27 protein-coding genes are annotated in these 21,856 nt (G+C 70.4%); 16 read left to right on the top strand and 11 right to left on the bottom strand.

Going from position 1 to position 21,856, the window contains the following annotated elements; translation table 11 throughout:
* From ASC55_RS15690 to flgN, 10 genes are read right to left on the bottom strand one after another with little or no spacing between them, the layout of a single operon-like run.
* Positions 1-1,155: a hypothetical protein gene (locus ASC55_RS15690; RefSeq protein WP_157559475.1), complete on the bottom strand. Its 1,155-nt coding sequence runs from the start codon at positions 1,153-1,155 to the stop codon at positions 1-3.
* Positions 1,133-2,272, bottom strand: a complete 1,140-nt coding sequence (locus tag ASC55_RS15685) for a hypothetical protein (protein ID WP_055877366.1) — start codon at positions 2,270-2,272, stop codon at positions 1,133-1,135. Before ASC55_RS15685 ends, ASC55_RS15690 begins: the two co-directional genes overlap by 23 nt.
* A 4-nt stretch (positions 2,273-2,276) precedes the next feature.
* Positions 2,277-2,762, bottom strand: a complete 486-nt coding sequence (locus ASC55_RS15680) for a hypothetical protein (protein WP_055877363.1) — start codon at positions 2,760-2,762, stop codon at positions 2,277-2,279.
* Positions 2,759-3,826 carry a tRNA (adenosine(37)-N6)-threonylcarbamoyltransferase complex transferase subunit TsaD gene (gene tsaD / locus ASC55_RS15675; protein WP_055870376.1) on the bottom strand — a complete coding sequence of 356 codons (1,068 nt, stop codon included), beginning with the start codon at positions 3,824-3,826 and terminating at the stop codon, positions 2,759-2,761. Before tsaD ends, ASC55_RS15680 begins: the two co-directional genes overlap by 4 nt.
* Entirely contained in the window at positions 3,823-4,311 is a 489-nt protein-coding gene (rimI, locus tag ASC55_RS15670; RefSeq protein WP_055870373.1) for a ribosomal protein S18-alanine N-acetyltransferase, read from the bottom strand. The genes tsaD and rimI overlap by 4 nt, the downstream gene beginning before the upstream one ends.
* Entirely contained in the window at positions 4,308-4,925 is a 618-nt protein-coding gene (gene tsaB, locus ASC55_RS15665; protein ID WP_055877361.1) for a tRNA (adenosine(37)-N6)-threonylcarbamoyltransferase complex dimerization subunit type 1 TsaB, read from the bottom strand. Before tsaB ends, rimI begins: the two co-directional genes overlap by 4 nt.
* Before the next feature lie 60 nt (positions 4,926-4,985).
* Positions 4,986-5,357, bottom strand: a complete 372-nt coding sequence (locus ASC55_RS15660; protein WP_055870369.1) for a flagellar assembly protein FliW — start codon at positions 5,355-5,357, stop codon at positions 4,986-4,988.
* Positions 5,354-6,235: a flagellin N-terminal helical domain-containing protein gene (locus tag ASC55_RS15655; protein WP_055877355.1), complete on the bottom strand. Its 882-nt coding sequence runs from the start codon at positions 6,233-6,235 to the stop codon at positions 5,354-5,356. The genes ASC55_RS15660 and ASC55_RS15655 overlap by 4 nt, the downstream gene beginning before the upstream one ends.
* 13 nt (positions 6,236-6,248) lie before the next feature.
* The gene (gene flgK / locus ASC55_RS15650) at positions 6,249-7,658 is read right to left on the bottom strand and encodes a flagellar hook-associated protein FlgK (protein WP_055877352.1); all 1,410 of its coding nucleotides are present in this window, start codon (positions 7,656-7,658) and stop codon (positions 6,249-6,251) included.
* 13 nt (positions 7,659-7,671) lie between these two features.
* Positions 7,672-8,154 (bottom strand): flagellar export chaperone FlgN, encoded by a 483-nt coding sequence (gene flgN / locus ASC55_RS15645; RefSeq protein WP_055870359.1) that lies wholly within the window; start codon positions 8,152-8,154, stop codon positions 7,672-7,674.
* Between the two features lie 196 nt (positions 8,155-8,350).
* Between flgN and ASC55_RS15640 the strand changes: the two genes are divergently transcribed.
* From ASC55_RS15640 to ASC55_RS15565, 16 genes are all read left to right on the top strand, one after another.
* The gene (locus ASC55_RS15640; RefSeq protein ID WP_055870352.1) at positions 8,351-9,151 is read left to right on the top strand and encodes a sigma-70 family RNA polymerase sigma factor; all 801 of its coding nucleotides are present in this window, start codon (positions 8,351-8,353) and stop codon (positions 9,149-9,151) included.
* A gap of 109 nt (positions 9,152-9,260) precedes the next feature.
* Positions 9,261-10,091: a flagellin N-terminal helical domain-containing protein gene (locus ASC55_RS15635; RefSeq protein ID WP_017828255.1), complete on the top strand. Its 831-nt coding sequence runs from the start codon at positions 9,261-9,263 to the stop codon at positions 10,089-10,091.
* Positions 10,092-10,160: 69 nt separating this feature from the next.
* A complete protein-coding gene (fliD, locus tag ASC55_RS15630) occupies positions 10,161-11,549 on the top strand; it encodes a flagellar filament capping protein FliD (protein WP_055877349.1) in 1,389 nt (462 codons plus the stop codon).
* A gap of 2 nt (positions 11,550-11,551) precedes the next feature.
* The gene (gene fliS / locus ASC55_RS15625) at positions 11,552-11,938 is read left to right on the top strand and encodes a flagellar export chaperone FliS (protein WP_017828253.1); all 387 of its coding nucleotides are present in this window, start codon (positions 11,552-11,554) and stop codon (positions 11,936-11,938) included.
* Positions 11,935-12,231 carry a hypothetical protein gene (locus ASC55_RS15620; protein WP_055877346.1) on the top strand — a complete coding sequence of 99 codons (297 nt, stop codon included), beginning with the start codon at positions 11,935-11,937 and terminating at the stop codon, positions 12,229-12,231. Before fliS ends, ASC55_RS15620 begins: the two co-directional genes overlap by 4 nt.
* Positions 12,232-12,343: 112 nt before the next feature.
* Positions 12,344-12,685 (top strand): flagellar basal body rod protein FlgB, encoded by a 342-nt coding sequence (locus tag ASC55_RS15615; protein WP_017828251.1) that lies wholly within the window; start codon positions 12,344-12,346, stop codon positions 12,683-12,685.
* Positions 12,682-13,074: a flagellar basal body rod protein FlgC gene (locus ASC55_RS15610; RefSeq protein ID WP_017828250.1), complete on the top strand. Its 393-nt coding sequence runs from the start codon at positions 12,682-12,684 to the stop codon at positions 13,072-13,074. Before ASC55_RS15615 ends, ASC55_RS15610 begins: the two co-directional genes overlap by 4 nt.
* Complete coding sequence (gene fliE, locus ASC55_RS15605) at positions 13,074-13,379, top strand: flagellar hook-basal body complex protein FliE (protein WP_055877343.1); 306 nt, start codon at positions 13,074-13,076, stop codon at positions 13,377-13,379. The genes ASC55_RS15610 and fliE overlap by 1 nt, the downstream gene beginning before the upstream one ends.
* On the top strand, positions 13,379-15,001 hold the full coding sequence (gene fliF, locus ASC55_RS15600) for a flagellar basal-body MS-ring/collar protein FliF (RefSeq protein ID WP_055877340.1): 1,623 nt from the start codon (positions 13,379-13,381) through the stop codon (positions 14,999-15,001). Before fliE ends, fliF begins: the two co-directional genes overlap by 1 nt.
* A complete protein-coding gene (gene fliG, locus ASC55_RS15595) occupies positions 14,998-16,002 on the top strand; it encodes a flagellar motor switch protein FliG (RefSeq protein WP_017828247.1) in 1,005 nt (334 codons plus the stop codon). Before fliF ends, fliG begins: the two co-directional genes overlap by 4 nt.
* Complete coding sequence (locus ASC55_RS15590; RefSeq protein WP_082524384.1) at positions 15,992-16,591, top strand: FliH/SctL family protein; 600 nt, start codon at positions 15,992-15,994, stop codon at positions 16,589-16,591. The genes fliG and ASC55_RS15590 overlap by 11 nt, the downstream gene beginning before the upstream one ends.
* Positions 16,588-17,883, top strand: a complete 1,296-nt coding sequence (locus tag ASC55_RS15585; RefSeq protein ID WP_055877335.1) for a FliI/YscN family ATPase — start codon at positions 16,588-16,590, stop codon at positions 17,881-17,883. The genes ASC55_RS15590 and ASC55_RS15585 overlap by 4 nt, the downstream gene beginning before the upstream one ends.
* Positions 17,880-18,302, top strand: coding sequence for a flagellar FliJ family protein (locus tag ASC55_RS15580; protein ID WP_055877333.1), 423 nt, complete (start codon positions 17,880-17,882; stop codon positions 18,300-18,302). The genes ASC55_RS15585 and ASC55_RS15580 overlap by 4 nt, the downstream gene beginning before the upstream one ends.
* Positions 18,299-19,744: a flagellar hook-length control protein FliK gene (locus tag ASC55_RS15575; protein ID WP_055877330.1), complete on the top strand. Its 1,446-nt coding sequence runs from the start codon at positions 18,299-18,301 to the stop codon at positions 19,742-19,744. Before ASC55_RS15580 ends, ASC55_RS15575 begins: the two co-directional genes overlap by 4 nt.
* A gap of 14 nt (positions 19,745-19,758) precedes the next feature.
* A complete protein-coding gene (locus tag ASC55_RS15570) occupies positions 19,759-20,202 on the top strand; it encodes a flagellar hook assembly protein FlgD (RefSeq protein ID WP_055870313.1) in 444 nt (147 codons plus the stop codon).
* Between the two features lie 26 nt (positions 20,203-20,228).
* Positions 20,229-21,389: a flagellar hook protein FlgE gene (locus ASC55_RS15565; protein ID WP_055870310.1), complete on the top strand. Its 1,161-nt coding sequence runs from the start codon at positions 20,229-20,231 to the stop codon at positions 21,387-21,389.
* 57 nt (positions 21,390-21,446) lie between these two features.
* Here ASC55_RS15565 and ASC55_RS15560 read toward each other — a convergent pair whose 3' ends face one another.
* On the bottom strand, positions 21,447-21,854 hold the full coding sequence (locus tag ASC55_RS15560; RefSeq protein ID WP_055877327.1) for an arsenate reductase ArsC: 408 nt from the start codon (positions 21,852-21,854) through the stop codon (positions 21,447-21,449).
* Positions 21,855-21,856: the final 2 nt, after the last annotated feature.

Here is a 21,856-nt window from a genome sequence, read left to right as displayed (position 1 = left end):
TCAGCCGTCGGAGTCGCGGCCCGGCGGCTCGACCACGATGGGGTCGCCCGGAGGCGCTTCGACCCGCACGGTGTCCTGCGGCGCTCCTGGGGAGGCGGGGGCCTCACCGATGACCAGATACGGCGTCTGCCACCTCGTGAACCGCGCCTCGAGCACCGTCGAGCCGACCTCCGCGCCACCGACGCCGTCGATCCGCGCGTCGATCCCTGACTCCCACGCGTCGCTGGGAGACTCGCACGTCGTCAGGTCACCGGCGTCGATGATGAGGCACTTCTCGACCTCGCCCCGCTCCGAGACGCGGTCGCCGACCCATACCGGCTGCGTCCGGAACGAGCCGACGATCGTGAGGGAGAAGGCGAAACCCTCGTCGGCCAATTCCTCGGCCCGTGCGCGCTCTGCACCGGCGAACTGCGAGGACGGGGTCGACGACATCGACCACCGCTGGAGAGCGACCATCGGCTCCCCCGCTGTCGACACGAGCATCGTTGCGCTCACACCCCCCAGACTCCGGGTATCGTCTTCGGGATCGTCGATCGGAACAGGGAAGGACACGCTCAGGCCACGTCCGATGTCGCCGGTGGGAAGGCAGTTCGACTGCGAACGGTCGCCGATGTCGAGGATCAGGCACACGACGCCGCCATCGTCCTTGGTCGCGTACCAGGCCAACGCATCCTCGTCCTGCGCGACCGCAAGGAGTGATCCGCTGTCGAAGTCGGCAGCGGCGAGCGCATCACGGCGCTCCTGCTGCGCGGCGGACAGGGCGATGCCGTCGGCGCGTGTCGCGAACAGCGCCCCACCGATGCCGACCCCGAGTGCCACCGTCATCACCGCGAGCGCCGACACGCCCACTCGATACCTCCGCAGGACACGACGAACGGTGCTGAACGAGCGCCGATCCTCGGTAATCGCCTCAGGCTCGGGAGCGTCGACGACGGCATGCCCGCCAGCGTCGTCGGGGACATCGGCAGGAGCGGGCGACGGCTGCTCGGGCGACGAATCCACACGGGTCTCGACGGCGGGGGGCGTCACCGGAGATCGTCTCGCGTCCTCCAGCTCCCGCAGCCGCCTGGTCTCGGCATCCGTGAGGATGCCGTCACGACCATAGGCCCGGCGCTGGAGCGCCCGCAGCTCGTCAGCGTCCGTCTCCGCCGGCACCGTCGGCACCCCCCTCACGTGTGATCATGAGCGAGGAGCTCCCGTCACTCCAGGTCGGAACCTCCAGGCGGACGACCTCGCCGCTCTCCTCATCGACCACGTTCAGCACCAGCGTGGCGCTCTGTTCCTGCAGAGTGAGCGCATCGGCGCAGACCCGAGGGAACAGGTCATCCGAGCCGTCGTACATCAGACAGGTCTGAAACGACTCGAGCGCCATACCCGTCCACACCGGCACCTCACCGTCGTAGCCGATGACCCAGAGCGAGTTGATCTCGAACCCCTGCGCCGCGATCCGCTTCGCCTTCTCCGCCTCACCGGCGTTCGCATATGTCACACCGTTGGTGGTGCCGGGTCCATACTCCGCCGTGTAGGTGGATACGGCGGGTTCGCCGGACGCGGTGAACATCATCTGCACGTTGAGCTCGCGCCTGATGTCGTCCTTCGACTCCACTGTGACCGCCCCGAAGAGCCCCGAGCCCTCGACGGTCTCCGTGCGCTCGCAGGTGGGCAGTGCCGACGCGGAGGTCGCCACGAGCAGGCAGGTGATCGCGCCGTCGTCCTTGGTCGCCGCTGAGATGACCGCCCCCTGCTCGACGGCGAGGGCGCGCACCGATCCCGGGTCGTAGCGCCCTCCGGCAATCAGCGCGCTCTGCCATTCCTGCTGCTGCGCGCTCAGGGCGACCGGGGCCGCAGCCGACCGGCCGAACAGCAGCCAGCCCACGCCGACCCCGACGATGAGCAAAGCCGCGACGGCGAGCACGGCGGGCCGCCAATGCGCGCGCCATAGGGATCGCGCGGACTCCCCGGTCCCCGGTGAGCCCTCTGCGACAGGCGACGGATGCCCCTCCGCCGCGTCGGGTGCCGCGGCCTCGACGCCCTGATCCTCTGCCGCAGCGCTCGCGGAACCAGCGTCGTCCGACGACTCCCCGCGGTCGGGAGGCGACACGGTATCGGCGGTCGGGGTGAAGTCGAGCCCCGCGGGTTCGACACCCGGCGCGACACGACGCTCCTCCAGCGCGCGCAGTCGCGCGGCGTCGGCATCGGTGAGCGACGCCTCGCGGCCGTAGGCCCGCGCCTGCAGGGAGCGCAGCTCCTCGAGCTCGTCCGCGTCCAGCATCGGCTCAGCCGAGCCTCTCGAACTGCATGCCGGCCCAGACCAGCCAGCCCAGGCTGTAGACCGTCGCGCAGAGTCCGAGCACGAGCGCCCAGCGCGCGATCGCGCGACTCTCGACAGGGCGACGCAGAGACATGATCGCCGCGACGACCGCGACCACGGCGACCGGGATGCCCCAGCCGACGAAGAACGACGCCCCGAGCGCGACGATCGCCGCCAGCAGCGCCCACGGCGCCAATCGGGTGTCGTCGACCGGCACGGATCCCGTCGACGGCTCCCACTCCGTGTCGTCGGGAGCATCGATGTCGGGACCGGTCGCGACGACCGGCTCGATGCCGACCGGACCCGTCGGCAGCCTGGTGTATCCGTCTCGGCGGGAACCGGGAAGACGGGCGGACCCTGCGGGGTGCTCGACCTCGTCGCTGGGGCCTTCGATACGCGCCGCCGGCGTCGCCGAGGACCGCGCCTCGGGAGTACCGGGGACGTCACTCATACCGACACCGCCTCCGCGATCTGGATCTCGGTCACGGGCAGCGTCGAGTCCGCGCCGAATGCGAGGGTGGAGGGGCGCCGGCCGGAGGAGATCAGCTCGGACGCGAGGGCGGCGATCATCGCGCCGTTGTCGGTGCACAGCGACAACGGCGGGATGCGCACCGTGACGCCTGCGGCCTCGGCGCGCTCCAGAGCGACCTCGCGCAGACGCCGGTTCGCGATCACTCCCCCGCCGAGCAGCAGCCGCGGCACACCGAGGTCGGCGCAGGCGGCGAGCGCCTTCGTGACCAGAACGTCGACGACCGCCTCGCGGAAGCTCGCGGCGACGTCGGCGAGGGGAACCTCGACCCCCTCGGCTTCGCAGCGCTCGACCCAGCGGGCCACGGCCGTCTTCAGCCCCGAGAACGAGAAGTCGTAGCGGTGCTTCGCCAGGTCGGAGGCACGGGACAGGCCACGGGGGAACCGGATCGCCTCCGGGTCGCCGTCGGCGGCTGCACGGTCGATCTCCGGACCACCCGGGTACGGCAAGGACAGGAGGCGGGCGACCTTGTCGAAGGCCTCTCCCGCGGCGTCGTCCATCGTCTCCCCCAGCAGCTCGACGTCGGTGGTGAGGTCGCGCACATGCAGCAGCGAGGTATGACCGCCGGATACGAGCAGGGCGATCGTGGGGTACTCGAGCGGAGCGGAGTCGGCGGTGAGGATGTCGGCGGCGATGTGGCCGACGAGGTGGTTCACGGCGTAGAGAGGCTTGTCGATCGAGACGGCGAGGCCCTTCGCCGCACCGACGCCGACCATCAGTGCACCGGCGAGTCCTGGGCCGCTCGTCACGGCGACGGCATCGAGATCATCCAGGCCCACTCCCGCCTCGGCGAGGGCGGCATCGATCGCGGGCTGCAGTGCCTCCAGGTGCGCCCTGGCGGCGACCTCCGGCACGACCCCGCCGTACCTGGCGTGCTCGTCCATGCTCGACGCGATGGTGTTCGACAGCAGGGTGCGTCCGCGCACGATGCCGATGCCCGTCTCGTCGCAACTCGTCTCGATGCCGAGAACCAACGGTTCGCTCATGCCTTCGCCTCCTCGGTGGCGGTGACGGGCACCGTGCGACGGCGCAGATCCAGACGCATCACGATCGCGTCGACGTCGTCGGGCTGATAGTAGTGGGGACGGCGGGCGATCTCCTCGAATCCCTCGGCGAGGTAGAGTCCCTCGGCCGAAGGGTTGTCGGCCCGCACCTCGAGGAACACCTCGCGTGCACCGCGTGCTGCGGCCGCCGCGAGCAGCGCACGCAGCAGGATCCTGCCCCGCCCCTGGCCGCGGTGCTCGGCGAGCAGGGCGATGGTCTGGATGTCGGCGTCGGCGCTGCCGTGGAGGGCCCGCACTCCGCCGTATCCGATCACCGCGCCGTCGTGCTCGTCGACGAGGTAGCGGCCATGCGGGCTCGCGAGCTCGGCGGCCATGGTCTCCGCGCTCCAGGCGTCTGTCGGGAAGGACCGGTTCTCGATCGCCATGATCGCGTCGAGGTCGTCGACCGTCGCGTCGCGAAGGGTCATGTCCCCACCTTCTTCGGCGCACCGGGAAGCGTCACATCGGGGTGACGCATGTAGAGGGGCTCCTCGCCGGCGAGCATGCGACCGGTGGCAAGCGCGCGGGCCCCGACCCGCGCGAGATCCGATGCGGAGAGCGTCGTCACATCGATGCGCCGGATGCCGTCGAGGTGCGCGTCGGCGTCGGCAGCCCGCACGAGCACGGTGTCGGCGACGACGACCGGGATGCCGTCGTCGTCGAGACCGTCGAACACGGTGATGGCGACCTCGCGCCGACGGGCGTCGGTGACGATCGCGAAGGGAGCGGTCTCGCTCTCCAGCGCTGTCAGAGCCGCGGCGAAGTGGCTGGGGACGGGGACGACGGGCAGGCCGCGTCCGAGTGCGAAGGCACGCGCCGCGGCGATGCCGATACGCAACCCGGTGAAGGGGCCGGGCCCCATGCCGGCGACGACGTGGGTGATCTTCGCGTCACCCGCCTCGCGGAGCACATCGACGAGGAGGTCGCCGATGACCTCGGCGTGGCCGAGAGGGTCGACGGCACCGGCTTCGGCGCGTCGCTCCCCGTCGGCATCGATGAGGGCGACAGCCGTGCCCAGGGAAGTGTCGACGGCAAGGATCACGACTCCAGATTAGCCGCCGTCCCGCGAGGGAGCTCCCCGCAGGCGCCGGAGGCCCCGGGCTCAGCCGAGCGGAGCGCGCAGCGGGTAGTCCTGATCCTCGAGGATCACCTGCGAGGCGGCTCCCGTCGTCTGGTTCACGATCACGGGGGCGAGGAGGTTCACGCTCACGCCCTCGGCGGACGGATGGGCGACGACGAGGATCAGCGCGTCATCCGGCGATGCGAGCGCCAGACCGTCTGCCTGCTCGTCGGTGAGGGTCGGCGCGTACGCGCTCAGCACCGTTCGAGGATCCACCAGATACAGACGCAGCTCGGCGTCGTCCACGGCCCGCAGCGAGAACAGCCCGTCGGCACCGTCGACGGGGGTCAGGGCGAAATCGACGTGGGGGGCGAGTCCGGGCGGCGGGGCGAGGAAGGTCAGTGCGGCGGTCATCGGAGGAAGTCCATGAGTGAGGGCTGGAGCACGCGCGCATTCACCGCGAGCGCGGAGCGGTACACGAGCTCCTGCGCCTGCAGGCGCACGAGCACCTCGATCGAATCGACGTCCTCCACCGCCGTCCTGCGGGACTCGAGGGACACGGAATTGTGCACTGCCGCCTCCTTGGCGCGTTCGATCTGCGACTGTCTGGTTCCCACCGAGCCCTGCACACCGAGCATGGCCGTGCGGCGGCTGTCGATCTCTCCCAGACGGGGACCGACGTTCGTGCCGGAGCGGAGGTCGGCGACGATCTTGTCCACGAGCGCGAAGACCGAGTCGTCTCCGGTGCCGAAGGCCGCGGCACCGTCGGTGTCGACACGGACGGATGCCGCATCGGAGACACGGCGGGTGACCTCGGCTCCCGGCACACCGCTGTGGCTGTAGTCCGCGGCGAAGGCCGCTGTGTCGGAAGTGCCGGCGAACACAGAGCGGCCGAGTAGCCGGGTGTTCGCCTGGGCGAGGAGCTCCTTGCCGATGCCTTCGAGCTCGACCGCCAGGGCCTCCTTGGCGGTGGCGTCGAGAGCGCCGTCGTTCGCGCCCTGGGCGGTCAGGTCGCGAATCCGCCCCAGCAGGGCCGTGCTCGCGGTGATCGCGGTGTCAGCCGCGGTGACCCAGGCCAGACCGTCGTCGATGTTGCGGGCGTACTGCTCGGTGCGGCGCTGCTCGGCATGCAGCGCGAGGGCCGCAGCGGCTGCTGCGGGGTCGTCCGACGGAGCGGCGAACGCACGCTGGGATGTCGCCTGCTCCTGCAGACGCGCCAGCTCGGAGAGGTTGGACTGCAGTTGGCGCATGGCCGTCTGCGTCATCGCGGACGAGGTCACTCGAGAGATCATGAGGCTCCTTCGCTCAGCGTCCGACGAGACCCGTGCGGTTGATGAGAACGTCGAGCGCCTCATCCACCGCGGTCATCACTCGGGCTGCGGCCTGGTAGGCGGTCTGGTAGGTGAGCAGGCTGATCGTCTCCTCGTCGCCGTCGACGGCGGCGACCGACTGCTGTGCACCGACGGCGGCGACCGCTGCGGAATCGGAGAGCTTCGCGCGCTGCACATCGGCCGCGGTCGCGACCCCGAACCGGGTGACCTGATCGGACCAGAGCGCATCGGGAGAGCCTGCACGCCGGCCGATCTGGGAGATCAGGTCGGCATTCGTCGCATCCAGCGGTCCCGCCCCCGGTGCGGCGAGTGCGAGCTCGGCCGCCGTGGCGACGGCGACCTGGAGACCGAGCGCTGCCGACCCGGTGCCCGGGACGGTGAAGAAGTCCCCGCCGGCCTGGCCCGTGGAGGTCACACCCGCGCGGTGCTGGGTGTTCATCGCCTCGGCGAGCGCCGTCGCCACCCTGTCGTAGGTCGCCGCGAGTCCCGCGAGCATACCGCCGTCGGCTGCCGGCGCGAGAACCGAGAGCGAAGCGCCGAGCTCGCCGCCGTCGATCGAGACGGGAAGATCGGGCGCGGATGCCCAGGAGAGGCTGAAGCGCTGGCCCGAGTCGATGGACGCCGGCCCCGTGAGCACGAGATGACGGGAATCGGAACCGGAGACCAGTGCGTTGCCGCCGAGGCGGACGGTCATGGTGCCGTCGCTCTCGATCGTGGCCGCCGCGCCCGACATCCTGGCGACGTTCTGCGCGAGGACGCTGCGCTGGTCCATCAGCTCGTTCGCCGAGCGGCCGGAGGCGAGGGCGTCGCGGATCTCGTCGTTGAGCACCGCGATCTGGTCGGCGGTCGCATTCACCTGCGAGACCGTGCGGTCGGCGGAGTCACGCGCGTTGGTCCACTGCGTGGCGACGTTGCGGTATCCGCCGGCGATGTGGGAGGCGAGCTCCTTCGCCGATTCCAGGATGCTCGATGCCGCGGCCCCCGAATCCGGGGTGTTCGCGAGATCCTGCCAGCCGGACCAGAACTTCGACAGCCGGGCTGCGAGCCCGTTCGCGGTGGGCTCGGCCAGCGATGCCTCGACGGTGGTCGCCGCGACCGCCCTGGTGGACCAGTAGCCCGAGGCGCCGAGGGCGTCGCGCACCCTGGCATCGAGCAGCGCGTCGCCGAGTCGCGCGACGCCGTCGATCGAGACGCCGTGCCCGGGCAGGGCGCCGACGCTGAACCGTCCGGTCTGGGCGATCGCGGCGACCGCCGAGGTCGTCACGCGCTGCCGCGTGTACCCCTCGGTCTTCTGGTTGGCGATGTTCTGCCCGACCACGTCCATCCCGCGCCGCGCGGCGGCCAGGGCGCTGGCCGCCGTGTTCAGTCCACTGAAGGTCGACATGATCCCCTCTCGGTCACATCTCGGTGTCGATGATGCGCGCGGCGTCGTCGCGGGCGCGGTCACCCTTGGTCGTGTACTCGCCGGTGTCGTGCCCGAGTGCGGCGATCGTCTCCTGCGTGGCGCGGAGCACTCCGCTGAGCTGCTCCGCGTTGGCGTCGCGCATCTGCTCGACCTCGGCGGCGAGCTTGGTGAGCGCACGCAGATGGTCGGCGAAGACCTCCTGCCATGCCCCTTCGGGCGCGTGCTCGATCAGTTCGCGAATGGTCGAGGCCTCGGGAGCCCCCCACTCCTCCGCGACGGTTGCGACCTCGACGGTGCGGGCGAGTCCCGCGCCGCGCAGCCTGTCGAGGACCTGATCGATCTCCCGCGCGGCAAACTGGATCCACTGGGATCGGCCGGCGGCGAGAAGCAGCTGCTGCTCGTCGAGCTTGAACAGCAGCATCTCGAGCAGTTCACGCTCGCGCCACAGCTGTATCGATAGTTCGTTGGCTCCCATGATCCCCTTTTCCCCAGTGATCGCCACGCCTGGCAACGCGGCCAAAGGTCACTATCGGCCAGCGCTCGCCTAACGTTACTATGTGGAACGGCGATGGGCAGTTCTCCCCATGTACAGATCACAATAAGTGTGATATATGCATCTGTCCTTCTCCTTGGAACTTCCGGAGTGCATCCAGAGAGGTGGATCATCCCCCATGTCGTCGCGCGCTGAGCGCAATCTGCTCATCGAGAGCAACCTCCCTCTGGTCGGATACCTCGCCGCCGAGACCCACTCCCGAGCCACCCACATCCCCCGCGACGAACTCGCCGCCGTCGGAGCCCTCGCGCTCGTGACCGCCGCCGAAGCCTTCGACCCCGAACTCGGCGTGCCCTTCGGCGCCTACGCCCGTCGCCGCATCCTCGGGGCGTTCGCCGACGAGATGCGCTCGATGGACTGGGCGTCGCGCGGCATCCGCAAGCGCATCAAGGAGACCGTCGCCGTGCGCGACGCCCTGACCGCGGGCTTCGGCAGGACGGCGACGGCCGCCGAGGTCGCCACGGCGATGGGCGTGCCGAAGGACGTCGTGATCGAAGCGCTCGGCGATGCCGCCAGGACCCTGACGACGCTCGATGAGCCTTCGGCACGTGATGTCGCCGCGGAGATCCCCCTCCCCGAGGAATCGGCACTGGTCGGCGAACGGCGCGAAGTGCTCGAACAGGCCGTCGCCGCCCTTCCCGAGCGCATGCGCCGCATCGTGCTGGCCGTCTACTTCGACGAACGCCCCGTCAAGGAGATCGCCGAGGAGCTGGGGGTGACGCACTCCGCGGTGTCGCAGCAGCGTTCGGAGGCGATCCGACTCCTGCGCGACGCCCTGGATCGATACTTCGCCGAGGGGTCGACACCGGCTGCCACGACCCGGGTCTCCCTCGCCGCCCGCGAGGCGTACTTCACCCGGATCGCCGAGGGCGCCGGTTCCCGGATCGCCGGCGCCTTCCGCGAATCGGCCGCCGTCTGAACCGATTCCCCGCGCGAACGGCTAACGCGAGCGCACTCTCCGCCGATAGGTGTGACCGGGAGACCACGGATGGTCTCCCGCACAACACCATTCACGGAGGAGAACCCTTATGGGTATGCAGATCAGCACGAACGTGTCGGCACTCAACGCCTACCGCAACCTGTCCAACACGCAGAACGACGTGTCGAAGTCGCTCGAGAAGCTCTCCAGCGGCTTCCGCATCAACCGCGCGGCCGACGACGCGGCGGGCCTCGCGATCTCCGAGGGCCTGCGCTCGCAGGTCAACGGTCTGAACGTCGCGGCACGCAACGCCCAGGACGGCATCTCGGTCATCCAGACCGCGGAAGGCGCCCTGACCGAGGTCCACTCGATCCTGCAGCGCGTTCGCGACCTGACCGCTCAGGGTGCGAACGACTCGAACAACGCGAAGTCGCGCGACGCGATCCAGAAGGAGATCAACACCCTCGGTGATGAGCTCACCCGGATCGCCGGCAGCACGAACTTCAACGGCATCAAGCTGCTCTCGGGCGGCGACACGCTGACGTTCCAGGTCGGTGCGGGCTCCGTCGCCGCCGAGGACCAGATCTCGGTCGCCCTGACCGACTTCGCCACCCTCGGCGCCGACATCAAGACGCTCGCGGCGACCATGACGGACGCAGCGACGTACGGCACCGCGCTGGCCGGTATCGACACGCAGATCCAGGCGGTCTCGACCGCACGTGCCGGCTACGGTGCGCTGCAGAACCGCTTCGAGTCGACCATCAACAGCCTCAACGTGTCGGCGGAGAACCTCGCCGCCGCCGAGAGCCGGATCCGCGACACCGACATGGCGTCCGAGATGGTCAAGTTCACGTCGAAGAACATCCTGTCCCAGGCAGGTACGGCGATGCTGGCCCAGGCCAACCAGGCCAACCAGGGCGTGCTCCAGCTCCTGCGCTGAACCACGCCATAGGGTCCGGACGCCCACCGGCGCCCGGACCCTGTCCGCCCCCGACACGGAAAGGCGATCATGTCCCTCTCGCTCGACGGACTCGTCTCCGGCCTGAAGACCACCGAGGTCATCAAGGCGCTGATGGATGTCGCGGCCATCCCCCGTTCGCTGCTCAAGGCGAAGATGGACGACAAGAACGGCGTCGTCACCCAGCTCCGGACGCTGAACACCGCGGTGCAGAACCTCGCCACGGCTGCAGAGAAGGCCGCGACGCGCGACGGGCTGGCCCGCTTCACGACCACGTCGTCGTCCCCCACCGTCACCGTCGCCACCCGCACCGGCGCCGCGGCGCTCTCCGCCGACATCGTCGTCGACAAGGTCGCCAAGAACCACACCATCGTCTCCGCCGTCTCCACCGGCTGGCCCGCAGACCCTCCCGTGATCACCCTGGAGAACGCGAAGGGCGAGCGCCGGCAGGTGACGGCCGACTCCTCCTCGATGCAGGACGTCGCACGTGCGGTGAACGAAGCCGGCTTCGGGATCGTCGCCACCGCCGTTCCCGCCGGGCGCGATGCTGCCGGGAACATGCAGCACCGCCTGCAACTGCGCGCCGCCGATTCCGGAGAAGCCGGACAGTTCCGCGCCTACAGCGCAGACATCGCCGCCGTCGCGGCGGGCACCGCCTCCGACATCTCCACCGAAGTGGGAGCAGCCGTTATCGATGTCGGCGCCGACGCCCAGGTGCGACTGTGGGCCGGCACCAGCGCCGAGCAGGTGCTGACCTCATCGAGCAACACCTTCACCGACCTGTTCGACGGTGTCGACGTGACCGTCTCCGCAGTCTCGACCGCCCCCGTCACCATCGGCGTCGCGGTCGACACCGCTGCGCGCACCAAGGCCTCCGCCGACTTCATCGCCGCGGTCAAGGACATCCTGACCCGCATCGACAACGGCTCGAAGGCCACCGTCGCCGCCAAGCAGGGAGACAAGACCACGCTGGGCGTCTTCACCGGCGACAGCGCGGTCCGTGGGCTCCGAACGGCCCTCGCCGACGCGGTCCAGCACCCGGTGAACGGTGTCTCCCCCTCGACGATCGGCATCTCGACCGACATGTACGGCGTGCTGAGCTTCGATGAGGAGAAGTTCGCCGAGGCGCTCGCGAAGGATCCGGACGCCGTCGCCGGGTTGTTCTCCGACATCGCCTCGCGTGTGCAGGACACCTCGAAGGTCTACTTCGACAAGTACGACGGCCTGCTCACCACACGCATCACCGGGCAGGAGAGCGAGGTCAAGGGTCTCGGCGAGCAGATGGAGCGGTGGGACGTGCGTCTCGCGCAGCGCAAGTCGACCCTCGAGCGCACCTACGCACGCCTCGAGGTCATGCTGTCGCAGCTGCAGTCGCAGTCCTCGTACCTGTCGTCGCAGATCGCCGCCCTGCCGGGCTCGAGCTCGAACTCGGGGAAGTGAGCATGAACGCCGCCCTGCGTGCCCAACAGCGCTACCGCGACGACGCCGTGCTGTCCGCACCGCCCGAGCGCCTGGTGACGATGCTCTACGACCGTCTCCTGCTCGACATCGAGCGCGGGGAGAGTGCACAGCGCTCCGAGGACTGGGAGGAGGCCAACGCCCAGCTCCAGCACGCACAGGCGATCGTCTCGGAACTGTCGTCATCGCTCACCGACGAGTGGAGCGGCAGCGCCGGCCTGCGCTCGCTGTACGTGTTCCTCTCGCAGACCCTCATCGGAGCGAACATCGGTCGCGACCCCGAGCGCACGCGCGCCTGTCATGAGATCATCGCCCCGCTGCGGGAGGCGTGGCACGAGGCCGCCCGCACGGTCGCCGAGGCGCGATCATGAGCCTCGACGAGTGGACCGCGATGCTCGACCGGCTCGAACAGGACGCCGGACGGATCCTCGCCGCCGCCCCCGGCACCGCTGCCGACACCGACATCGCCCCGTGGACCCCGCCGACCACACCGCTGCCCCCCGCTCTCGCCGACCGCGCCAGGCACGTCGTCGACCTCCAGCGTGCGGCGATGGAGCGCACACGGGCCGACCTCGACGGCCTGCGTCAGCACCTGGGCGCCGTGAGCCGGATCCCGAGCACCCGCCGCCCGGAGGAGCCCGCCTATCTCGACGTCGACGGGTGAGACCGCTCTCTAACATCGCGGAAGATCCTGCCGATAGAGCAGGGAGAGCACGGATGGCTCGCAAGACTCGGCCATGGATCGGCCACACCAGCCACACACGGGGAGCCGGTTCGTGTTCGATTCTGTGACCATCAACGCGCTGACGAGCGCGCTCGACGGCCTCGCGCAGCGCCAGCGCGCGATCTCCGACAACATCGCCAACATCAACACCCCGAACTACCACGCCAAGCGTGTGCAGTTCGAAGAGGCGCTCGCACGCTCGATCGATGCGGGCGACGGTCGGGTCGCGGCGACGGTCGGCACCTCGCTCGAGCCCACACGCCTGAACGGCAACAACGTCAACCTCGACACCGAGACGCTTTCCAGCATCGACACGATGCTGCGCTACCAGTTCGCGACGCAGGCCGTGAACGGCTCGTTCACATCGATGCGCACCGCGATGAGGACCTCATGACCTTCGACGCGATCGGCATCGCCGGCACCGGACTGACGGTGCACCGCAAATGGCTCGACGCCATCAGCGACAACATCGCCAACATCAACACCGCCGCTCCGAGCGACGGTGCGGCGTTCCGCGCCCGGTACATCCTCGCCCAGACGAGCGATCAGTCCCCCGGCGTCTACGTGGCCGGCACCGCGCAGGGCAGCGCGCAGGGACGCCTCGTGCACCAGCCCGACCATCCCCTCGCAGACGCGGACGGCTACGTGCGCTACCCCGACATCGATCTCGGTGACCAGATGAGCCAGCTCATCCTCGCCCAGCGCGGCTACCAGGCCAGCGCGGCCATCGTGGACCGCGCACGCAACTCCTACGAATCCGCCCTGCAGATCGGACGCAGCTGATGGCCTCACTCGCCGGCATCGAAGCCGTCTCCTCCGGGTTCACGCTCGCCGCGCCCGCCCCCGCATCGGCGAAGGCCACCGACGACAGCGCCTTCGCGAGCAGCGTGACCGGTGCCATCGACGAGCTGAGGTCGCTGCAGTCCGAGTCGGACACGCTCAAGGTCGCCGCGGTCACCGGCGACCTCGATGACATCCACTCCGCGATGATCGCGTCCTCCCGCGCGGCGGTCACCCTCGAACTCGTCGCCGCCGTGCGCAACAAGGGCGTCGACGCGTTCAACGAGATCATGCGGATGCAAGCCTGATGCCCCAGGCCGTCACCAACGTGTTCCAGCGGATCGGGCGCGTGATCGCGGGCTTCTCGCTCGCGCAGCGCACGATCGCCATCATCGGCGTCGCCGTGCTCGCGCTCGGGATCGTCGCCCTCTCCAGCTGGCTCAGCCGCCCGACGTACACGCCGCTGTTCTCCGGGATGAGCGCCTCGGATGCGAATGCCGTGGTCGAGCAGCTGCGGTCCTCGTCGGTGCCCTACGAGCTGGCCGACGGCGGTGCGACGGTGCTCGTCCCCGAGAAGGACGTCTACGACCAGCGACTCGCCGCCGCGTCGGCAGGGCTCCCCGGCAGCAGCTCCGGCGGCTACTCGCTGCTGGACAAGATGGGCGTCACCACGAGCGAGTTCCAGCAGTCCGTGACCTTCAAGCGCGCGATCGAGGGGGAACTCGCCGCGACGATCTCATCGATCAAGGGCGTGACGGCGGCATCGGTCCAGCTCGCGATCCCCGAGGAGAGCGTCTTCGTCTCTGAGACCGTCGACCCCACCGCCTCCGTGTTCGTGGAGACCTCCGGCAGCTCGACGCTCTCGCCGAAGCAGGTCGAGGCGATCGTGCACCTGACCTCCGCAGCGGTGAGCGGCATGAAGCCGGAGAACGTCGCCGTCGTGGACCAGAGCGGTCAGACCCTCTCGGCCGCGGGAGTCGGGACCACCGGCGGCATCGACCAGCAGGCGAGCGACTACGAGGCCCGCGTGACGGCGAACGTGCAGCAGATGCTCGACACCGTCGTCGGACCGGGCAACGCCAAGGTGACCGTCGTCGCCGAGATCGACCACTCCGTCAACGAGCGCGTCGAAGAGACCTACACCCCGGCCGAGGGCGCTCCCCCGCTCACCGAGCAGACCAGGACCGACACGCAGAACGGCTCCAGTTCGAATGCCGGAGTGCTCGGCCCCGACAACATCGCGGTTCCGTCGGCCGACGGCGACGGCACCTCCGAATCCACGGAGACGTCGAAGACCAACGCGGTCAACAAGAGCACGCAGAGCACCTCCACGCCGGCCGGATCCCTGCTTCGTCAGTCGGTCTCGGTCGCGGTCGATGCGGGGGCGGGCGGCGATCTGAGCACGGCGCAGCTGAGCGACCTCGTCGAGACCGCGGCCGGGATCGACACCGACCGCGGCGACTCGATCGCCGTCGAGCTCGTGTCGTTCAACCAGACCAGCTCCGAAGCGGCGCAGGCCGCCCTCCAGGCTGCGAAGGACGCCGAGGGCGCCGAACGCCAGGCCGTGCTGCTGAACACCCTCATCATCGCCGCCGCGATCGCCATCCCGCTGCTCGCCGCCCTCGCCGCCCTGATCATGCGTGCCCGCCGACGCAGCAGCGCCGACAGCGAGTTCGAGCAGCTCTTCGGCGCCCGCCCGCCCGCGCTCTCCGCCCTCGACGCCGGGGCGACCGCGGCGATCGATCAGTCGCCGACCACGCCGCTGGCGTTCCTCGAGACGGCACCCGACCCCGAACCGGAGCCGGCGCCCGAGCCCGCGCAGGTGAGTCTCGAGCGCCGCCGCGCGGAGATCGACTCCCTCACCCGGCAGGACCCGAAGCGCACCGCCGACCTGCTGCGCACCCTCATCGACGACAGGCAGCAGGTATGACCGGACTGACCGATCGGCAGACGGCGGCCGTCGTGCTCATGAACCTCGATCGCGCACAGGCCATCGAGGTGATGAAGCACCTCTCCGAGTCCGAGGCGGAGGCCGTCGCCGCCGAGATCATCGACCTGCAGAACCTGGATGCGGCGACCACCGCGCAGGCTCTCGGGCAATTCCACCGGATCGCCTCCGGACACCTGCCACCGGCCCGTGGCGGCCGCGACATCGCCGCGGGGCTGCTGGAGGCGACGTTCGGCGCCGAGCGCGCGGCTGCCGTGCTGGGCCGGGTCGGTTCGTCCTCGATGAACTCCTCCTTCGAGTTCCTCGGCTCCGCCGACCCTGCGCAGCTGGCGACGCTGCTGGACGGCGAGCTCCCGCAGACGGTCGCCCTCGTGCTCGCCCACCTGCCGACCGACCGCGCCGCAGCGGTCCTGGCCGCGCTTCCCGACCCCACGCGCACCGACGTCGCCCACGCGATCGCGACGATGGGGACTGCGTCGCAGGAGGCGATCGCGATCGTGGCCGATGCGCTCAAGGCTCGGACCGGGACCTTCGCCGCACGCGACACCCCCGAGGTGCTGGGCGGGGTGGAGCCTCTGGTCGAGATCATCGCCCGTTCGGGAGCCACGGTCGAGAAGGCGCTGCTGGCGAGCATCGAAGACAGGGACAGCGCGCTCGCGGAGGACATCCGCTCGCGCATGTTCACCTTCGCCGACATCGTCAAGCTCGACGACCGCGACACCCAGCGCGTGCTGCGGGGCATGGACATCCGCTCGCTCGCGCTGGCACTGAAGGGCGCGCACCAGCCGATCGCCGACCTCATCCGCCGCAACGTCTCCGAGCGCAACAGGGAGAACCTCGACGAGGAGGCCCGCACGCTCGGCCCCGTGCGCGTGTCGCAGGTCGAAGAGGCCAGAGCCGAGATCGTCCGCACGATCCGCGCGCTCGAGGCGGCCGGGGACATCACGGTGCAACGCGCCGACGAGGACGAGTATGTCTACTGACGCGTTCTCGCCGGTGCTGTTCCCGCGTCTCGACGGACGCGAGGGCGGCGAGGAGCATGCCAGGGCGCGGATGCGCGGCTATGCCGACGGACACGCGGAGGGCTTCCGTGCCGGCCGCGCCGAGGCCGAGGTCGCGCAGCGCACGGCGGAAGAGGCCAGGACCGCCCGCGAGGCGGCTGCGGCTCGGGAGCTCGAGAACGCTGTGGCGGCGCTGCACGCGGCCGCACGTTCGCTGGGCGATCGGGAACGCGAGCTGACCACCGCCGCGCACGACCAGGTGGTGCGCTGTGCGATCGAGCTCGCCGAGCTGATCGTCGTCGGCGAGCTCTCCGACGCCGGAGCCTCCGCCGCGGTCGCCGCCCGGCGCGCTCTCTCCGGCGCCGACCCCGCCGAGATCCGCGAGGTGCGACTGCACCCGGACGACCTGCGCACACTCCGCGAATCCGCCGACGATCTCGCCGGGATCGCCCTCGTCGCCGACGACACCCTCGACCGGGGCGACGCCGTCGCGGTCCTGGCCCACGGTCGCATCGATGCCCGTGTCGCGGGCGCGCTCGAGCGCGCCCGCCACGCCGTGGTCGGCGCATGAGTGTCTGGGCGGCGGTGCGCGAAGCGGTGCGGCCGGAGCGCATCGGCGAGGTGTCGCAGGTGCGCGGACTGAGCGTGCAGGTGCGCGGCCTCGAGGGCGCGGTCGGCGACGTCGTGGCACTCGACGGCGTGGATGCCGAAGTCGTGGCGATCGGCGAGGGTGGACTGCGCTGCATGCCGCTCGCCCCCGTCGCAGGTCTCACGGTCGGCGCCCCCGTGCGGTCACGCGGAGGGGCGCTGCGTGTACCGACCGGTGCTGCTCTGCTCGGACGGGTCCTCGACGGCCTCGGCCGGCCGATCGATGGAAAGGGACCGCTGACGGGCGCCGTCCCGGTGAGCCTCGACCACGCGCCGCCGTCGATCATGGGCCGCGACCGGATCGACTCACCGCTTCCGCTGGGCGTGCGGGCCCTGGACACGCTCGTCAGCGTGGGCCGCGGCCAACGTGTCGGACTCTTCGCCGGATCAGGGGTCGGAAAGTCCTCCCTGCTGTCGATGATCGCGCGCGGCACCGAGGCGGAGGTCACCGTGATCGCCCTCGTCGGCGAGCGCGGTCGCGAGGTGCGCGAGTTCATCGAAGACGACCTGGGACCGGAAGGGCTCGCCCGCTCCGTCGTCGTGGTCTCGACATCGGACCAGCCGGCCATGGCGCGCATCCGTGCGGCGTACACCGCCACGAGGATCGCCGAGGCCTTCCGCGACGACGGGGCCCACGCCATCCTCATGATGGACTCGCTGACCCGCGTGGCGATGGCACAGCGCGAGATCGGGCTCTCGGCCGGGGAGCCTCCTGCCACCCGCGGCTATCCTCCTTCCACGTTCTCGCTCCTGGCGGGACTGCTCGAACGGGCGGGCACGGACACGCGCGGCTCGATCACCGGCATCTATACCGTGCTCGTCGACGGCGACGACCACAACGAGCCGATCGCCGACACCGTCAGGTCGATCCTCGACGGCCACGTCGTGCTCGATCGCGCACTCGCGCTGTCGGGCCACCATCCGGCGATCGACGTGCTCGGCTCCGTGTCGAGGGTGGCCGGCAAGGTCACCGCCCCCGAGCGCAGAGCGCACGCCGCCACGCTCCGAGCCGTGCTCGCGGCCCGTCTTCGTGCGAACGACCTGATCGACATCGGCGCCTATCAGCCCGGAGCGGACTCCCGCATCGACGCGGCGATCGCCCACGAGAGGGCGATCAGCGCCTTCCTCACCCAGCCCCTCGACGAGACGAGCGAGATCGGCGAATCGTGGCGCCGACTCGACGATCTCGTCGCCTCCTTCGAAGGAGTGTCATGACGCGGTCCTTCTCCCTGGCCGGACTCCTGCGCGTGCGCGAGATCCAGGAGCGCGCGGCCGCCCAGCGGCTCTCCCGCGCGGTGATCGACGCCCAGCACACCGAGGCCCGCGACCGGTCGCTGCGCGCGCACCTGTCGGGCGTCGGGAGCGAGGCCGTCGATGTGCGCTCCCTCGCCGCCCTCGCCGCAGCCAGAGTGGCCGGCAGAACCCTTCTGGCCGATCTCACGACCATCTCGGAGCTGCAGGAGCAGACGGTCGATCTGGCCCGAACGGAGCACGCGGAGGCGAGGAGGGCGATGCGCGGACTCGACCGTCTCTCCCAGGCGCACGCCCTGCAGGTGCGGACGGCCGAGCTGCGGGCCGAGCAGGCGGAGCTCGATGAGATCGGTTCGCGCATCCGTGCGGAGGGCCAGGCATGACATCTCTCGGCATCGTGGACCTGCTCGATCCGCGTGTCCAGCGCGCAGCGGCTCCCCCCTCGCCCTCCCGGCAGATCACGCCGGGGGCCGCGGCCTTCGCCGATGTGATCCTGGACGCCTCGCGCGTCGACGCCGACGCCGCGGAGGGGACGTTCGCCGGAGCATCGACGGAAGGCGACACCGCGGATGCCGCCCCCGCTGCTCCCTCCACCCCGGCCACGAACATCCCGCCGGCGATCGTTCCCCTGCCCGAGCCGACTCTCGTGCTCCCCGTGAGCGCGGTCGTGATCGGCGACGCCACAGGCGAGGTGCCCGCCGCGGCGATACCGGCCCCACAGAGTGCCGATGCGGCGGATGCCCCCGAGGGAGCGGTCACGGTCGTGGCAGCGGAGTCCGCCGCATCCGCCGGTTCGATCGGAGCACCTGCCGCTGTCGCGGGAACGACCGCACCGGCCAGCCCCGTCGAGACTGCCCCCGCCCAGCCCGCGGTCTCCGAGACGACGAGAAGCCTCCCGCTCGCGACGACGACGACTTCCGCCCTCGATGCCCCGACCCCTGCTGCTTCGCACTCCGCCGGGCCCACGGCGACGGGCGTGCTCGGCACGGCGGAGCCGGCCCTGCCCCGGACTGCCTCGACGGCCTCCCGCATCGGCGTCAGCAGTGGTCCGATCAGCGGGATCCCCGTCGTCGCAGGAGCGCCGAGCGGCCCCGTCCCGAGCGCTCACGCAGGAGCACAAGAGACGGACGCGGTGCCTCCCGCACTCTCCCCGGACGCCCCGACGACCCCGGCGCCCGCGATCTCTGCGTCCGCTCCCGCCCGCGCGGCCTCGGCCTCCACCGGTGACGCGCCCGTCCCGCCCGCGGCCGTCGGCAGCACTCCTCCGCCGACGCCCGTCGCCGCCGCAGCCCCGGCCGCTGCCGCCGCCCCACGGCCGGCACTGCTCCCGCAGATCACTGCACCCGTGATCTCGCTCGCGCAGGCTCCGGACGGAGACCACAGCCTCACCCTGACGGTGTCGCCGGAGAACCTCGGTCCTGTGACGGTGCGCGCGCACATCTCGGGTGGGGCCATCCACATCGAGCTGCACGCCCCGAACGACCTCGGTCGCGAGGCGCTGCGTGCGATCCTCGTCGACCTGCGCCGCGACCTCGCAGCCGCGGCACCGCAGGCCTCGCTCCTGCTGTCGACCTCGGACGACGGGCCCGCATCCTCGAACCCGCAGCACTCCGCCCACAACAGCGCCGGAGGCGGGACCGGCTCCTCGAACGGTGCCACGACCGGAACGAACAGCGGTGAGCCGGGAGCCGCCGACGCGAGAGGCCGAGACGCAGCACATCCCTCGTCCGGTGACAGAGCGTCCACCGACCTGACATCGCCGACCGATCCGGCATCCCCCGTCCCCCTCATCTCGCCGCACGGCGGCATCGACGTCTTCGCCTGATCCGAGAGGAATCCATGACCACGGTCGACCCCATCTCCGGCACCATCCCGCCCTCCGGAGTGCAGACGGGCAGCACGACGCCCCCGACCGAGCGCAAGAAGACGCTCGACTCGGAGGTCTTCCTGAAACTCCTGGTGACCCAGCTGACCAATCAGGACCCGAGCTCGCCCATGAACACCAACGAGATGATCTCGCAGACCACCCAGCTGGCCTCGATGGAGCAGCTCACCGCGCTCACGGCGACCTCGACCGAGAGCTTCGCGCTCAGCATGCGCCAGACGGCCGCCGCGCTGATCGGCCACGAAGCGCAGTACGTCGATGAGAAGGGCGTCACCCAGAAGGGCATCGTCACCTCGGTCTCCTACGCCGGCGCTGTCCCGCTCGTCACCATCGGCGACGCATCCATCCCTCTCGACGCCGTCTCCGGCGTCTCCCTCGCTCCCCGTTCGCAGTCCTGACCAGTCCCTTCCAGAAAGGCATCACCATGCTCCGCTCTCTGTTCGCAGGTATCTCGGGTCTGCGTTCGCACCAGACCATGCTCGACGTCACCGGCAACAACATCGCCAACGTCAACACCACCGGCTTCAAGGCCTCGGCCGTGCAGTTCCAGGATTCGCTCTCGCAGCTCGTGCGCAACTCGATGATGCCGCAGCAGGCCGTCGGCGGTCAGAACCCCGCCCAGGTCGGTCTCGGCGTGCAGGTCGCCGGCATCAGCACGAACTTCGCCTCCGGGGCGCCGCAGCCCACCGGTGTGCCGACCAACCTCATGATCGCGGGCGACGGCTTCTTCGTTGTCCGCTCGGGCGGCGAGACCCTGTACACCCGCAACGGCGGGTTCTCGTTCGACGCCAGCGGCAAGCTGGTCTCCGCAGACGGCGCGCTCGTGCAGGGCTGGACGGCCCAGAACGGAGTGATCGTCCCGGGTCAGGGCATCGGCGACATCCGGCTGCCTGTCGGCGCGCTGAGCCCCGCCACCGCGACCACCACCGCCCGCGTCACCGGCAACCTGCCCTCCGGGGCAGCGGTCGGCGAGCAGCTGGTGCGCGACATCAAGACCTACGACGCCGAGGGTACGGCCACGTCGCTGCGCCTCACCTTCACCCGCACCGCCACGGGCTGGAGCGTCACCGAGCCGGGCGGCACGAACACCGCCCTCACGTTCACCGACGGCAAGCAGGCGGCGGCCTCCTCCATCGTCTCCGGCGGTGTCACGGTCGACCTCTCCGCCGTCACCGGGTTCGCGGATGTCAGCGACGTCGCGATCAAGGAGCAGAACGGCAAGCCGGCCGGCACGCTGAGCTCGTACGCGCTGATGAACGACGGCAGCCTCGTCGGCACCTTCAGCAACGGCGACACCGAGGTGCTCGCCCGCGTCGCCCTGGCAGGGTTCGTCAACCCGGGAGGACTCGAGAAGGCCGGCTCCTCGCAGTACCGCCCGAGCGGCAACTCCGGCGAGCCGACGCTCGGGCAGGCGGGCACCGACGGCCTGGGCGGCATCATCAGCGGCGCGCTCGAGATGTCCAACGTCGACCTGTCGCAGGAGTTCACCAACCTGATCGTCGCGCAGCGCGGCTTCCAGGCGAACGCCCGCATCATCACCACCAGCGACGAGGTGCTGCAGGAGCTCACGAACCTGAAGCGCTGAGCCGTGGGGCGGCGCGGCGGCGCGTGAGATCACGAGCCGCCGCGCCGTCGCCTGTGGTCAGAGCAGTTCGCTTACCAGCTGCTCGATGCGCGCCCGGATGTCGTCGCGGATCGGCCGCACGGCGTCGATCCCCTGGCCGGCCGGGTCCTCGAGCTTCCAGTCCTCGTAGCGCTTGCCGGGGAAGAACGGGCACGCGTCGCCGCAGCCCATCGTGATCACCACATCCGACGCCTGCACGGCCTCGGTCGTGAGCACCTTGGGCTGCTCGGCTGTGATGTCGATGCCGAGTTCCTGCATCGCTTCGACGGCGGTGGGGTTGATCTGGTCGGCGGGCATGGAGCCGGCCGAGCGGACCTCGATGCGGTCGCCAGCGATGTCGCGAAGGAATCCGGCGGCCATCTGGGAGCGTCCGGCGTTGTGCACGCAGACGAAGAGGACGGAGGGCGTGGTGGTCGTGTCGGTCATGG

Source organism: Microbacterium sp. Root322, assembly GCF_001425645.1.
Classification (GTDB): Bacteria; Actinomycetota; Actinomycetes; order Actinomycetales; family Microbacteriaceae; genus Microbacterium; species Microbacterium maritypicum.
Note: the sequence above shows the minus strand (reverse complement) of the source record. Positions and strands in the feature narration are given on the sequence as shown.